This is a genomic window from Halogranum rubrum (assembly GCF_900114455.1).
GTDB classification, from domain to species: Archaea; Halobacteriota; Halobacteria; order Halobacteriales; family Haloferacaceae; genus Halogranum; species Halogranum rubrum.
Window position 1 is genome coordinate 1 of the sequence record NZ_FOTC01000001.1, and the last position, 12,586, is coordinate 12,586.

9 protein-coding genes, 2 tRNA genes and 1 rRNA gene are annotated in these 12,586 nt (G+C 63.8%); 9 read left to right on the forward strand and 3 right to left on the reverse strand.

Annotated features, from left to right (window positions below):
- Positions 1-162: 162 nt before the first annotated feature.
- The 9 genes from rrf to BM083_RS00045 all read left to right on the forward strand — a co-directional run bounded on the left by rrf (position 163) and on the right by BM083_RS00045 (position 9,969).
- Positions 163-284: ribosomal RNA gene (gene rrf / locus BM083_RS00005) — 5S ribosomal RNA — on the forward strand.
- A 240-nt stretch (positions 285-524) separates the two neighbouring features.
- Positions 525-600: transfer RNA gene (locus BM083_RS00010), tRNA-Cys, on the forward strand.
- Positions 601-744: 144 nt separating this feature from the next.
- Positions 745-987: a hypothetical protein gene (locus tag BM083_RS00015; RefSeq protein WP_089864143.1), complete on the forward strand. Its 243-nt coding sequence runs from the start codon at positions 745-747 to the stop codon at positions 985-987.
- Between the two features lie 85 nt (positions 988-1,072).
- Complete coding sequence (locus BM083_RS00020) at positions 1,073-1,957, forward strand: hypothetical protein (protein ID WP_089864145.1); 885 nt, start codon at positions 1,073-1,075, stop codon at positions 1,955-1,957.
- A 675-nt stretch (positions 1,958-2,632) separates the two neighbouring features.
- Positions 2,633-2,977: a DUF8062 family protein gene (locus tag BM083_RS00025; RefSeq protein ID WP_089864148.1), complete on the forward strand. Its 345-nt coding sequence runs from the start codon at positions 2,633-2,635 to the stop codon at positions 2,975-2,977.
- A gap of 179 nt (positions 2,978-3,156) precedes the next feature.
- On the forward strand, positions 3,157-5,196 hold the full coding sequence (locus tag BM083_RS00030) for a PD-(D/E)XK nuclease family protein (RefSeq protein WP_089864151.1): 2,040 nt from the start codon (positions 3,157-3,159) through the stop codon (positions 5,194-5,196).
- Positions 5,193-8,780 carry a UvrD-helicase domain-containing protein gene (locus BM083_RS00035; protein ID WP_089864155.1) on the forward strand — a complete coding sequence of 1,196 codons (3,588 nt, stop codon included), beginning with the start codon at positions 5,193-5,195 and terminating at the stop codon, positions 8,778-8,780. The genes BM083_RS00030 and BM083_RS00035 overlap by 4 nt, the downstream gene beginning before the upstream one ends.
- 229 nt (positions 8,781-9,009) lie before the next feature.
- Positions 9,010-9,528 carry a DUF7342 family protein gene (locus BM083_RS00040; RefSeq protein WP_177197496.1) on the forward strand — a complete coding sequence of 173 codons (519 nt, stop codon included), beginning with the start codon at positions 9,010-9,012 and terminating at the stop codon, positions 9,526-9,528.
- A complete protein-coding gene (locus BM083_RS00045) occupies positions 9,529-9,969 on the forward strand; it encodes a hypothetical protein (protein WP_089864157.1) in 441 nt (146 codons plus the stop codon). It begins immediately after the preceding gene.
- A gap of 252 nt (positions 9,970-10,221) precedes the next feature.
- On the opposite strand, the gene BM083_RS00050 is transcribed toward BM083_RS00045, so the two are convergent.
- The 3 genes from BM083_RS00050 to BM083_RS00060 all read right to left on the reverse strand — a co-directional run bounded on the left by BM083_RS00050 (position 10,222) and on the right by BM083_RS00060 (position 12,508).
- A tRNA-Arg gene (locus BM083_RS00050) sits at positions 10,222-10,294 on the reverse strand.
- A gap of 42 nt (positions 10,295-10,336) precedes the next feature.
- Complete coding sequence (locus BM083_RS00055) at positions 10,337-11,719, reverse strand: MATE family efflux transporter (protein WP_089868217.1); 1,383 nt, start codon at positions 11,717-11,719, stop codon at positions 10,337-10,339.
- 204 nt (positions 11,720-11,923) lie between these two features.
- A complete protein-coding gene (locus tag BM083_RS00060; RefSeq protein WP_089864160.1) occupies positions 11,924-12,508 on the reverse strand; it encodes a 2Fe-2S iron-sulfur cluster-binding protein in 585 nt (194 codons plus the stop codon).
- Positions 12,509-12,586 lie beyond the last annotated feature (78 nt).

Below are 12,586 nucleotides of genomic sequence, written 5' to 3' on the forward strand. Positions count from 1 at the left end.
TAGCCCACGAGCACTAACAGTCCAAGCCACATTCATACCGCATGGGATCAAATCCGTGTCCGATACACGGGTCCAGGTGCTAACTGGAATGCACGTACACAAGGTTCGATCAAGTCGAATCCGACATTGGTATCACTATGGTTCGATTCCATAGGTCGGCATTACGGCGGCCACAGCGGTGAGGTTCCACCCGTACCCATCCCGAACACGGAAGTTAAGCTCACCAGCGTGGTGGCAAGTACTGGAGTGCGAGAGCCTCTGGAAACACCACTTCGCCGCCTCCACTCATACTTACATTCATCAGCCTCGACGAGCAGCAGCGCTCGTCGGGGCTGTTCGCATTTCGGACGCAGAGCAGCAGCACTGTCAGAGACAGCGAGGAACAGTCGCCGTCGAAGACGTGCGCCCACCATCGCGCACAGCGCGAAGGTGGCCGAGCAACCACCTTCGTCAGAGGTAATCGCTCGAATCAGCCGACCTGAGACCGCTAGGCTTAAGCGCAACTCCACACTACTCAGAGACGCGCCAAGGTGGCAGAGTCCGGCCTAACGCAGCGGCCTGCAGAGCCGCCCATCGCCGGTTCAAATCCGGCCCTTGGCTTCTCACAGTTTCCCGCCCCACTAGCCGTTGCTAACGCGGCGTCGACCGAATAGTCGGGTCCCTCACACCGTCGACAAGCGAAAGGTTAACTCGTTCGTTCTCGTACGCAAGAAAGACCTCGAATACAGTAGGTCTGTCTCACCAATGCGTACTCCAGACACACTCGACTACGCGTTCATCGTCGTACTCACCGTCCTCGTCTATGTTCATCTTCCGTGGCGACCTGCGATTCGTCGTGGTCTGCGCAGCGGCGCTTCGGCCGCCGTCTCGATTGGGAACTCGCTCTTTCCGCCCAGTCCCGAGAGTATCGTCGTTGCCGTCGCGGCAATCGGAGTCGTGCTGTTGGTCGTACTGTTCGAAGTTCTGCCTCGACGAAACGGTCCCTAATGTGAGTGACGAACCGACCTCTCAGATAGGGGTTGGTGTCATCCGAAAAGTAACCGTTATACGCCGGGTAGCCTTTGCCCCACGTATGCAACGACGCGCTGCGGCCATCTACGTCGCACTCTTCCTGGTCATCGGCGCGGGCGCGTACTCGCTCATTGCGACCGCCCAAAGTCCGACGATCGGGTTCGAAAACCCCGACTACGAACTCAGCCAGGGTCAGACCTTCCAAGTAGAGGGACAAACGTACAACGTCACGACCATCTCCGCAGAGATGGAGGGTGGTGGTGGCGGTGGCCACGGCGGCGGTGGCGGTGAGGAACTCGTCCGCTCCGGTGAAGTGTCGTGGGTGAACGACTCCGCGCGCTACACGGCGAACTGGGAGAACAACACCACGGTGACGACGGGTGAGGAGAACACGACGTACCGCGTCCTCGTCCAGCAGTCGTCGGGGAACCCGACCGACTTCGTCCTCCGCGAGGAGATAAACGAGACGCAGATCCTCCAAAACGACAGCGCGGCCGACAACGAGACGGTCACGCGAAACGGTGAACGCTACGTCGTCATTCAAGACGGCAACGGGAGCGCGACGCTCGTCCCTGTCGGGGAGTACTTCCCGGAACCGTCCTCTCAGCAGTACAGCGAGAACCAGACGTTCGACTACAACGGAAACCAGACGACGGTCGAAGCCGTCGAAAACGAGTCTGTCACGCTCGCGTGGACCGCTCCGCAGACCAACACGGCAGAACTGAGCAACGAGGGCAACGTCACGCTCGGTGACCAGACGTACCTCGCACACTTCCCGAACAACGAGACGGTCACGCTCTCGCAGGACTTCGAGAGCTACCGTTCGCAGTCACAGAATATCGAAGAGTATCACGAACACGTCAACGGCCTCTGGGGAATCGTCATCCTCTGTGGCTCCGTCGCAGCACTCCTCGTCGCGATGGCGTACCTCCCGTCGCGGTACTGATGCGATAGACGCCGGCCGTCTTTTTGACAGGTCCGTCTCCTTTCGGAGCGTTTGCTCTCGTCGTGGGCAGTTTGTCAGATAGTGTAGCTATCTCCGCCGGACGCTCAGAGGCAGGTGTTCTCCCCGCCGGCGTCGACAGTGCGAAAGTCGTCATCTCGACGAACGAGGCGAATCCGGACGACGGTTATCACCTCGTTGAACACTCGATACGTACAGCGAAACGAACCGCCGACTCTCGGGAACGGCACGTCTCACGTGCTCGTCGGCCGTTTTCGACGAGTTATGTAGTTGCTTCTGATCGCTCTCGCGTCGTCCCGCAGTTCACTGTGCGATTAATGAGCCGTTTTGCATACACTCTCTACGAGTAGAACTGTCTGTCTGTCCAGTTTATCTTCCTGTTCCGCAATACTAACAAAGTGTACTCTCCGCAATTAGCGACCCGTCGTTCTTCTCGTGCGTCGAACTGCACGGAAGCACGAACGCTCCGGAAGGAGTACCGTCGACGAACCGTCGCACGCTCGACGGTGTCTGACATCCTTCTACGCGCGCCGTGACCGGCTTGACTTTCCCCGGCCACGGCATCGTTCTCTCCGTCGCTCACCTCGACAGAGTTCGCTCTCACGATGCGAACTCACAGGCACACGCATAAGTAGAGCCACGCCTGTAGATACGGCCGTGTCCGACGAGTTCTCCCAGAATCCCGAGGACGAGACCGACGAGAACGTACCGACCATCTCTTGTTCACGCTGCGGGCGAGAGTGGGACCTCTCGTACGAACTCGACGACCTCCAAGTCGGGAACCAGTCGGCCGAACAGTTCGCTCTGGACCATATGCGTCACACCGGCCACTTCCCCGACAGCGTAACTCCGTGGGTCGCACGCTGCCGACAGTGCCCCGACGGTGACGAGTTTCTCACAGAGCGACCTGCACAGCGGTGGGCCGAGATACACGCTCGCCACACGAGACACACGGTTGCGCTCACTCACAATGACGAGCAGACCACCGTCGACCCGGAGTGAGCGTCTCACTTCGGCGTTTCTCTCTTCTCGTCCGACGCCGACCGTTTCTTATTCCCCTCGGACGATACCACTGACATGTCTCTCCTCGCAACAGTTCTCGCTTCTCTACAGACACTGGCCGTACGGTGGCCGGTTGGTCTCCAGTTCTCTTCGACGCACGGCCTCGTGATGTGGCGGCGATGACGACATCAGGACCCACCTCACGGTCCGACGCTGACGGCGTGACAGTTCACGTCGACGACGTCGACGAGTTACTCGGTTACGCCGCTCGGTCGACCCACCGAACCGACCTGGTGGTGACACCCGAGCAGTTGCACGCGCGGAACCTCAAGCGACGACTGTCGGCGACGAGTCGACCACGGAGTTCGTTGCAGTTCTGTGACCTGTCGAGCGTCGCCAGCGACGTTCTGACGGAGGCGGGCGACAGCGCGACCGCCCTCGACCGCATCGACCGAATTCGAACACTCGAAACGCTGCTCGACGAGCGACCCGACGAGTTCCGTCACTTCGAACCACTGTTCGGGACTCGCCTGTCGGCACACGTCTCGACTATCGAGAGTGCACGGGCGACAGTCGACGCCGTCACCGGGTACGACCCCGGACGACTCGACGCTCTGGACGAACTCATCGAGACGACGCCACCCGTCTCTCGGCGCGACGCACGAAGCCTCGTCGAGGGTGCCGTCGCCACCGAGCGCTTGCTCGCGTCGACGACGGATGCTGCCGTCTCGGGCGACGCCGTCTTGCGAGCGGCCACGACGAGTATCCGAGAGACGAGCGGCGTCGTGTTCGAAGCGGCGTACCCGGAGGCCGAACGTCTCCACCTCGCGGGCGTGAGTTCGGTCGCTGCGACCCTTCGTGACTTTCTGTTGGCCGTCGCCGAGGAGACAGCCGTCGACGTTCGTCTCTTCGCTCGCGCTGGGACCGGTCCGGGAATCGCCGGACGGCTACAGGAGAGAGCGGTGACCCCGTGGCACGACCGTGCCCTCCCATCTGTTTCGCTCGACGTGCCCGTCACCGAGATGGTGGCCACGACGCGCGAGCAAGAAGCACGACTCGCCGTGGCGCTCGTCACCCGACTCGCCGACAGCGGCATCTCGCTGAGTGACATCCTCGTCGTCGCACGCGACGTCGATGGCTACGAACGTGCGCTCTGTCGGGCGGCGAGACAGTACCGCCAACCTCTCTCGCTTTGGACGCAGCTTTCCGTGACGGAGACACGCCCATACACACTGGTCGAGTCGGTCTGCCGTCTGCTCGATGCTCGCGACGGACCGTTCCCACTGGAGACGCTGTGCCGACCGCTGTTTGCCGAGTGGGTCGACCCCGATGGAGAAACGCCGTCGGCGCTGCCACGGCGTGCACTCGACGATGCCCGCGACCGGTTGGGCCGACAGACCCGTTCGCTCTCCGAGTGGCGTACACGCGTCGCCGAGACGACGCTCCCCGAGCAGGTCGAACGGTGGCTCCGGTCGTTGCTCTCGTGGGCGGCCGCACAGCCACTCGCCCCGGAACCGACGGACGTTCGCGAGACGTTCACACCACTCCTCGACGCGTATCGCGAACTCGTCTTGCTGACTCACCGCGAACGCGACGACGAGTCGCTGGCGGAGACGACGGAGTCTGCGCGCGCACTCGTCCGTCTCGAACGCCTCGTCGACGACGTCGCAGCGAAGTACGAGGCGTGGCTCGACCGGGGTCAGACCGACCGGACGTGGGAGGCCGTCCAGTACCTGTTCGAGACGATTGCGACGGTCAAACCGGGGCGGCGTGAACACGCGAACGCCGGCGTCGTCGACGTCGTCGATGCGACCGACGCGTGGGCACGTACGGAACCCTACGTCGTCGTACTCGGACTGGTCGACGGAGTGTGGCCGCTCCCGCCCGAAGGGCTGTTCCCCGTCGAGGTTCGCGACACGCTGCTCGGTGGGTCGACAACGGCCGCCCGGCGTCTCGCGCCCCGTGAGGGCTGGACGGTCGCACGCGAGTTCGACCACTTCGCCGACGCCGTCTCGACTGCTACCGACCACCTCGTCTGTACTCGCCACGAACGGGCCGCAGACGGTTCGGACGCCTCCCGTTCGCCGTTCTTCGACGCCATCGACGTGACACGGGGCGCACCGACGCGAATCGGGCAGGCGGCGACGACTCGACTGTTGAGCCACGAGCGCACGCTCCCGGACCCGCTGGCTGGCCTCGTCGGGAGGGAGAGCCGATGACCGAAGACCAAGCGAGAGCCGAAAACGGAGATAGAGACGGAGATCGGACGAGCGGCGACGGGAGTTCGTCCGAGGCGTCCACGCCGTTCGTCCGGTTGGACGGTGCGCAGCGAGCGATTCGTGACGCCTTCTTCGCTCACGAGTCGGGGCTGTTCGCGTTGGAGTCCGACCCCGGAACGGGCAAGTCGACGACGAGCGAGCACGTCGCTGCGGAGTTTCTCGCTCGCGCCCACGCCGAGGGCGTCGACGCGCCCGAGGAGACGCTGGCGTTCGTCTCGTTCACTCGCGACGACGCCGCCGCCATCGGTCCGGGTATCGCCGACGCGCTGGAGGCCATCGCACGTGACCCGACGCGAGACGTGACGCTCTCCGTCGAGACCGCTCGCGAACTCGGCCGCCGCGTGCAGCGAGCGACAAACGTCGGAACGGTCGACAGCGTCGTAGGGAGCGTCTTCGCGACGCTCGCCACCGAGGTCGGATTCGAGGAGCCACCGGTCGTGAGCGACGGGGCTGGCCTTCGGTCGATTCGGGCGACCTGCCTGCACCGACTCCGCACCGAGGACCAGTACGCAGACTCGCTCGACCGACTCGACGAGGCGTACCCGGGTGGGGAGCACCGAGACGACGTCGGTGACCTGCTGCGGAACGCACAACTCGCCTGTCGCGAGCGTCGGTTGTCGGTCACGGCGTTCCGAACTCGACTCGAAGCCGTCGTCGACGAGACGTACCTCGGCGGGGCTCCAGACTCGTTTGCAGACGTGCGAGACGCCGTCGAGCAGTTCGTGAACGCCGACGTCGCCGAGACGTTCGCCGAGGGGCTCTCCGCCGAGAGGACGAGCGCGGAGGCCGTCGTCTCCGCAGACCGCACGCTCTACGAAGCGTGGACGACGGCCGTCGACGACCTCTGTACTGTCCTCGAACGCTACGTGGAACTGTACGACGAGACGACTCGACGCGAGGGTGTCGTCTCTCATCTCGACGTCTCCCACTGGGTCGCGGAGTTCTTCACGCGAGACGAGTACGCGGGTGTGTTCCGCGAGCGTCTCCGCGCACGCCACACCGACCGACTCTCGGCCGTCGTCGTCGACGAGGCACAGGACGTCTCGGCGGTCCAGCACGCCGCCCTCTCCGGACTCGTCGACGACGAGATGCGCGTCCTCCTCGTCGGCGACTACAAGCAGTGTATCTTCTTGTGGCGGAACGCCCTCCCCGGTCTCTTTCGAGACGCTATCGAGTCGGGTCGTTACTTCGGCATCGGCTGGGACGTCCACGTCGTCGAACACGAGAAGCGGACACGTCGCTGTCGTCCCGGCGTCGCCGCCGCCGTCGACACCGTCTTCGCGGGCGTGTTCACCGACCCCGCCCGTGGTGGTGACGACGCTACTGGCCGCTCGTACACGCCGCTCGAACCAACTCGTGAGGCGACGGCCGACCCGAACGTCCACGTCGCTGCGGTCACCACACCCGCTGAACCGGGGAGACCGACGTACGTCACGCCGGACTCCGGCGTCGGGGAGGCGACGGCACTTGCAAGATGCCTCGCGGACGGACTCGCCGACGGGTCGTTTGCGGACCCCGACGACAGTGAGGACGACCCCTCCGTGACCGTGCTGTTCTCGCGACGACGGAACGTCGACGCGTTCGCGAGCGCCTTCGAGCGCGAGGGACTCGTCGTCGGTGACGCGACGGACCTGTTGTTCGAGTACCCGCTCGTCGAACTCGTCACTGCGGTCTGTACGTGGCTCGCTGACCCCACCGACGACGCGCTTCGCACACTCGCTTCCGACCCCGTCTTCGAGGAGATGTCGCTCACGGGCCTCTTCGAACTCTGTTCGTGGTCGGTTCCGGCCGTCGCCGACGTCGACGCCGATGGCCGACCGGTCGTCGAGTTCGTCCACGCGCTCGACAGACTCCTCGAACGTCGCCCTCGGTTCGTCACGCAGTCTCCGGTCACTGTCGTCGAAACCGTCGTCGACGAACTCGGCCTGTGGCGCGACCCACTCGATTCGACCGACGACTCGACACGACGCGTTACCGCCCTCGACGCGCTCTTGTCCCACGTCGAGCAGTCGTCTCGTCCGGACGCCGACGACTCTTCGACCTCTTCACTCGTCGAACTCGCGGCGGAACTCTCACAGCGCCGTGAGGACCCGAGGAGCGGCGGCGCGCTCCCCGTCGTCGACGAGGGCGACTGCGACGTCGTCTGTCGAACGATTCACTCGATGAAGGGTGCCGAAGCCGACGTCGTCGCACTCGGCGACATCGGCGGTCACATCGCGACGTACGGCCCCCACACCGACACGCTGGCGACACTCGGAACACATCTCGCACTCGCCCCGCCGACCCGTGATGGCGCCGACGTTCCGGCAGTTCCAGGATTCGAACACGGGCTGTTCGCCGTCGACCGTGACCCGTGGGACTACGACGCCGGTCTCCGGTGGGCGACACAGCGGTGGGCAGACGACGAACGACTCGCCGGGTCGCCGCCACTCCGAAGACTCTCACACGCGAACCGTGCGGAACGATGGCGACTGCTCTACGTCGCGCTGACGCGCGCACGGAACCATCTGGTCCTCCCACTTCCGACGCACCGTGAGGACCCTGACCCCCGTGACCGGTGGGTCGACACGCTCCGCGAGGCACTCCAGTTCGACGAGACGAGAACCGACAGCTATCGCTGTCCGACACCGACAGGCGAGTCGTTCGCGGTTCGAGTGCATCACCGGGGCGGCCGACCGGTGGAGTCAGACGAGACGACTGCCGTTCCGACCCCGTTCGTCGCGACAAGGGGTGTTGCAGGGGCGGGTGTCGAATCGACGAGGACGACGGCCGCTTCCGCTCCGTCGTCTGAGCGGCGCGATAGACGGACGTGGACGCCGCGGTTCGTCAACCCCAGTACGCTCTACCCGCTCTTGACCGACCCCGACGAGCATCTCCTCGACTATCTTCAGCGACGTCCACTCCACACCGAACACGATGGCGTCGACGACGGCCTACCGCTCACCTTCGAGACGATGGGTCCCGAAGACGTCGGCGACGTCGGCCACGCGGTGCTCGCGACGGCGATTCGAGAGCGGGTGACGACCGAGACGCTCGAACAGTGTTCGGGACCACTCGCTCGAACCCTCCGATACGCGCTGGCAGACCGTGCCGGTCGCATCAGTGCCGACGAACGGAGCCGACTCCAACGCTTCGTCGCCGACACCATCTGTCCGCAGTTCGCGGCGAGTCCGCTCTGGGAGCGACTCCAAGACGCACAGGCAGTGTACGTCGAGGAACCGGTGGACACGCTCGTTCGGGTCGACGGTCTCGACCGTGAACTACAGGGCGTCGCCGACGTACTCTCCGTCGACGCGACAGGGACGTGGCACGTCGACGAGGTCAAACTCGTCCTCCAGTCGAGTTCCTCCGAGACACAGAAACGGTACCGTCTCCAAGCACAGGTCTACGCGTGGGCCGTCTCGAAACAAGTGGCTTCAGAAACAGTCGTGCCAACCATCACGCAACTCGGGGTCGAGACGCGAACCGAGACCGTCGAGTGGGACGAGAAGGCCGTGCTCGACCGGTTTGGAGAGTTGCCGTAGCAGAGCGAGAATCGTGTTCGGGTTCGTGTCGAACCGAGAAAACGAGTCCGACGAGCTTTCGTTCGGTGTCTGAATGAAGTCAACATTTCTGGGCCGTAGAGGCTTCTAACCGGTGAGCATAAACTGCTCACGCGATGGCTCCTCTAGCCATTTCGTTCGTCAACGTTGACTACGATTCGTACATTTCCAACCTAATGGATATATGTTCTAGCAGTCCGTAGTCTCGAGTATGACCGAAGACGAGCGCGATACCTCCGCTGGCCCGCCGATGACGCGTGGTGAACGAATTCGTGCGGCCGCACGGACACTCCGGACGCCTCGGACTGCCTCGTGGGTTGCGAAGGAGACCGAGGTCTCAGTCAAGACAGCACAGAAGTACCTCGACCAACTCGTCGAGGACAACGTGCTTCGGACGGTCGAACAGGGAGAGCAGACGCTCTACTGCGTCGACCAGCTCATGGCGACCTACCGTGAGGTCGCAACGCTTCAGCGAGAACACAGTCGACAGGACCTGACGAGCGGCCTCGAATCGATGCGTGCGAAGGTCAGCGACTGGAAGCAGTCGTACGACGTCGAGAGTCCCGGCGAACTCCGAGCCAGCATCGCCGACGTCGACGACGCCGACGAGAGTGAGACACGGCAAGACATCGCCAGCGAGTGGGAGCACCTTCTCGACCGCATCACTATCGTCCGCGCCGCACTCAACGAATACGACTGGGCGACCGAGCGGGACTCGATCTCTGTATAGATGGGCCTGTCAGGGACTATCGACAGTTCGGTCTACGCGGGGCTGAAAGATGTCCTCCAGCGACATCCCGCGGTCACGTCGGTCGGCTACGAACCGGACAGCATCGTCAAGAAGTTCGTCCGAGCACGGGTCGACCCGAACCGCATCGTCCCCGTGACTGGACCAGCGCCGCCGATGCTGGACGTTGAGTGGCGCTTCGACGGCGACGACCAGCAGTTCCGCATTCACTACGCCGACCCGAACACCGGATTCAACTGCGGGTGGCACTGCGACGACGACCACCCCGAACTCGGTTCAGTCCACTTCCAGTCCTACCACCCAGAGTCGGGTGAGACCACGCACGAGCAGGCGACGTTCGAGAAGTCACTTCCAACGGAGATTCTGTGGACCGCGCTCGACCGACTGTTCCGAGAGCGACTGCTAAGCCTCGCTGTCGAATAGCTGTCTCTCATCAAGGAAAACGACCCGTCGAGCGCAGCGGCGACCGCCTCGTTACGTGTTGGACTCAACCGGCACTGAACGCTGCTGAGGCCGTCAAATCGCCTGCTGTCGGCTCTATTCGCCCCGAGAAGTGAAGAAGCGAGCCCGACGGGTTTGGAACCACGCCCGAGAACCTGCGCTCCGCGCAGAACCTCGGTCTGCTTCAAATCCCGCGTCTGCTCGCTTTGCTCGTCACGTTGTTCCTCACAAAAGCGAGCCCGACGGGATTTGAACCCGCGGCATCTTGGTCCGGAACCAAGTACTCTGTCCACTGAGCTACGGGCCCTCACAGAGTACATGCCTCCTTCGGCGTTTAACCGTTGTGGAGTTACAGCTCGGATTCGTCGACGCCCCCGTCGGAGTCTGTCGGTTTCGACCCTGCGATGACCGCCGACTTCCACGTCCCTCGGGTGAACCACGCCGCGGCGGCGACGGCCCCGATAATCTGTCCGGCGGCCATCCCAATCCAGATACCCGTCTCGCCCAGTCCGCGGACGAACGCGAAGTAGTAGACGATGGGGACGCGACCGAGCCAGAGCGCCAAGAGCGAGAAGACGAGTGCCGTCTTCGTGTTGCCAGCGCCGCGGTACGCTCCGAGGACGACCTGAAGCACGCCGATGAAGCCGAACTCGACGGCGCGGATGCGGATGTAGGCTGCACCGAGCGCGACGGTGTCGGCGGCGGCGTCCGTCCCCGTGCTGATGAACACGGCGACGATGGGTTCGGCGAAGAGGTACGCGACGACGGCGACGACGAGCATCACCGAGGCACCGACTTTCGCCGCGAGCCACACCGCCCGTTCGGCCCGGTCGGGTTTGCCGGCACCGAGATTCTGCCCGACGATGGTGTTCGTCGCTCTCCCGAGACCGAGTGCTGGAAGGAAGACGAGCGACGTGAGTCGGTTGCCGAGCCCGTAGGCGGCGACGACCTCTGGCCGAAACGTGACGACCATCGCGGTGAGCGTGATGAAGCCGAGCGCCGTCGCCGACTGCTCGATGGCGGAGGGGACGCCGATACGGACGATGTCGCGGATGAAGGGTAGCTGTGGACGGAAATCGGGTAGCGAGACGTCGGGTCCGGCGCTCGTCCCGAAGAGGATGTAGAGACCGAGAATGGTCGCGATTCCGCGGGAGAAGACCGTCGCCAGCGCCGCCCCCTGGACGCCCAGCGCCGGAATCGACCCATAACCGAAGATGAGAAGCGGGTCGATGACGACGTTGACGAGAACGCTGACGAACATCACGGCCATCGGCGCGCGGGTGTTGCCGTAGCCACGCATCAGCGCCGAGAAGACGAAGAACCCGAACAGGAAGGGAAGCCCGAGGAAGAACACCTCCATGTAGTCGGCGGCGAGCGGAATCACCTGTCCGGCCGTCGCGGGCGAACTCGGCAGTATCGAGAGCAGCGCATCGGTGGCGAAGAAGCCGACGATACCGACGATGACAGCGATGAGCGTGATGAACGAGAGCGTTTGTCCGGCGACGGTTCCGGCACTCTCCTCGCTCTTCGCGCCGGTGTACTGGGCGACGAGCGTGCTTCCGGCGACGGTGAACCCGCCACCGACAGAGATAAAGAGGAAGATGAGCGGAAACGCGAGGCTGATGGCGGCGACGGCGTCCGTCGAGAGACGGCCCAGCCAGAGGGTGTCTGTCAGGTTGTAGGCGACTTGGAGAAGTTCGGTGGCGATGATGGGCCACGCTAGCGCCACCATCGGTCGCGTGAGGTCACCTTCGGTGAGCGAACTGGAGGCGGGTCGGGACACAGAGACGAACAGATGTCGTCTCCCGATTTGAACGCGTCGAACTCGGGCAGCGACACCGCTCGAGGAGTGAGAAAGCAGAGAGTCGGGTTCGGTTCGTCGGCCGTCGCGACCGGTCGCTTCCGGCGTATGCGGTAGTTACCGCGCTTACGGCGTTTACGGTGCTTCGCTCGTCTCGATGGAGAACGACGCCTTCGGGTAGGCGACGCAGGTCAGTACGTACCCTTCTCCGATTTCGTCGTCGGAGAACGTCTCCTGTTTGAAGTGCGTGACGTACTCGTCACCGGGGCCGTCCTGAATGTGGGCCGCACAGGAGACACACTGTCCCTGTCGGCAGGCGTAGGGGAGGTCCATCCCCTCGTCTTCGGCCTGGTCGAGAATCGTCTCGTTGCTGGCGAGTTCGATGGTCGTGCCCTCTTTGACGAACTCGACTTCGAAGTATTCGACTTCGTCCTCGGGCATGTCGGCCGGACTCTGCTCTTCCTCTTCGGCTCCCTCTTCGAGTTCGGCTCCCTCTTCGCCGCCGACTGCGCCCGCAGCGACACCGCTACCTCCGCCGATGGCGCGGCTCATCGGCTCGGGGAAGTCGGTCTCGGCGACGGTCGACGCACGCCGTTCGAGGACGTCCTGTGAGATGTCCTGCGTCGGCGTCCACCCCGTCCCCTTCGAGAAGTGCATGGCGACGACGATGAGCGTCAGCGTCGCGCCGAGGCCGATTCCCAGTAGATTTATCTCTGCCATAGCGAGGGGTTCGAAGTGCGGGTTTAACAGGGTTATGATTAGTCCGCCCGCTGTCGGACGGTGAGACGGCGAAAAACG

What these genes read in the sequence shown, in the direction of transcription:
- BM083_RS00045 (WP_089864157.1), top strand. Translation starts at nt 9,529, where the DNA reads ATGGGCCTGTCAGGGACTATCGACAGTTCGGTCTACGCGGGGCTGAAA.
- BM083_RS00060 (WP_089864160.1), bottom strand. Translation starts at nt 12,508, where the DNA reads ATGGCAGAGATAAATCTACTGGGAATCGGCCTCGGCGCGACGCTGACG.
- BM083_RS00015 (WP_089864143.1), top strand. Translation starts at nt 745, where the DNA reads ATGCGTACTCCAGACACACTCGACTACGCGTTCATCGTCGTACTCACC.
- BM083_RS00020 (WP_089864145.1), top strand. Translation starts at nt 1,073, where the DNA reads ATGCAACGACGCGCTGCGGCCATCTACGTCGCACTCTTCCTGGTCATC.
- BM083_RS00040 (WP_177197496.1), top strand. Translation starts at nt 9,010, where the DNA reads ATGACCGAAGACGAGCGCGATACCTCCGCTGGCCCGCCGATGACGCGT.
- BM083_RS00055 (WP_089868217.1), bottom strand. Translation starts at nt 11,719, where the DNA reads ATGGTGGCGCTAGCGTGGCCCATCATCGCCACCGAACTTCTCCAAGTC.
- BM083_RS00035 (WP_089864155.1), top strand. Translation starts at nt 5,193, where the DNA reads ATGACCGAAGACCAAGCGAGAGCCGAAAACGGAGATAGAGACGGAGAT.
- BM083_RS00030 (WP_089864151.1), top strand. Translation starts at nt 3,157, where the DNA reads ATGACGACATCAGGACCCACCTCACGGTCCGACGCTGACGGCGTGACA.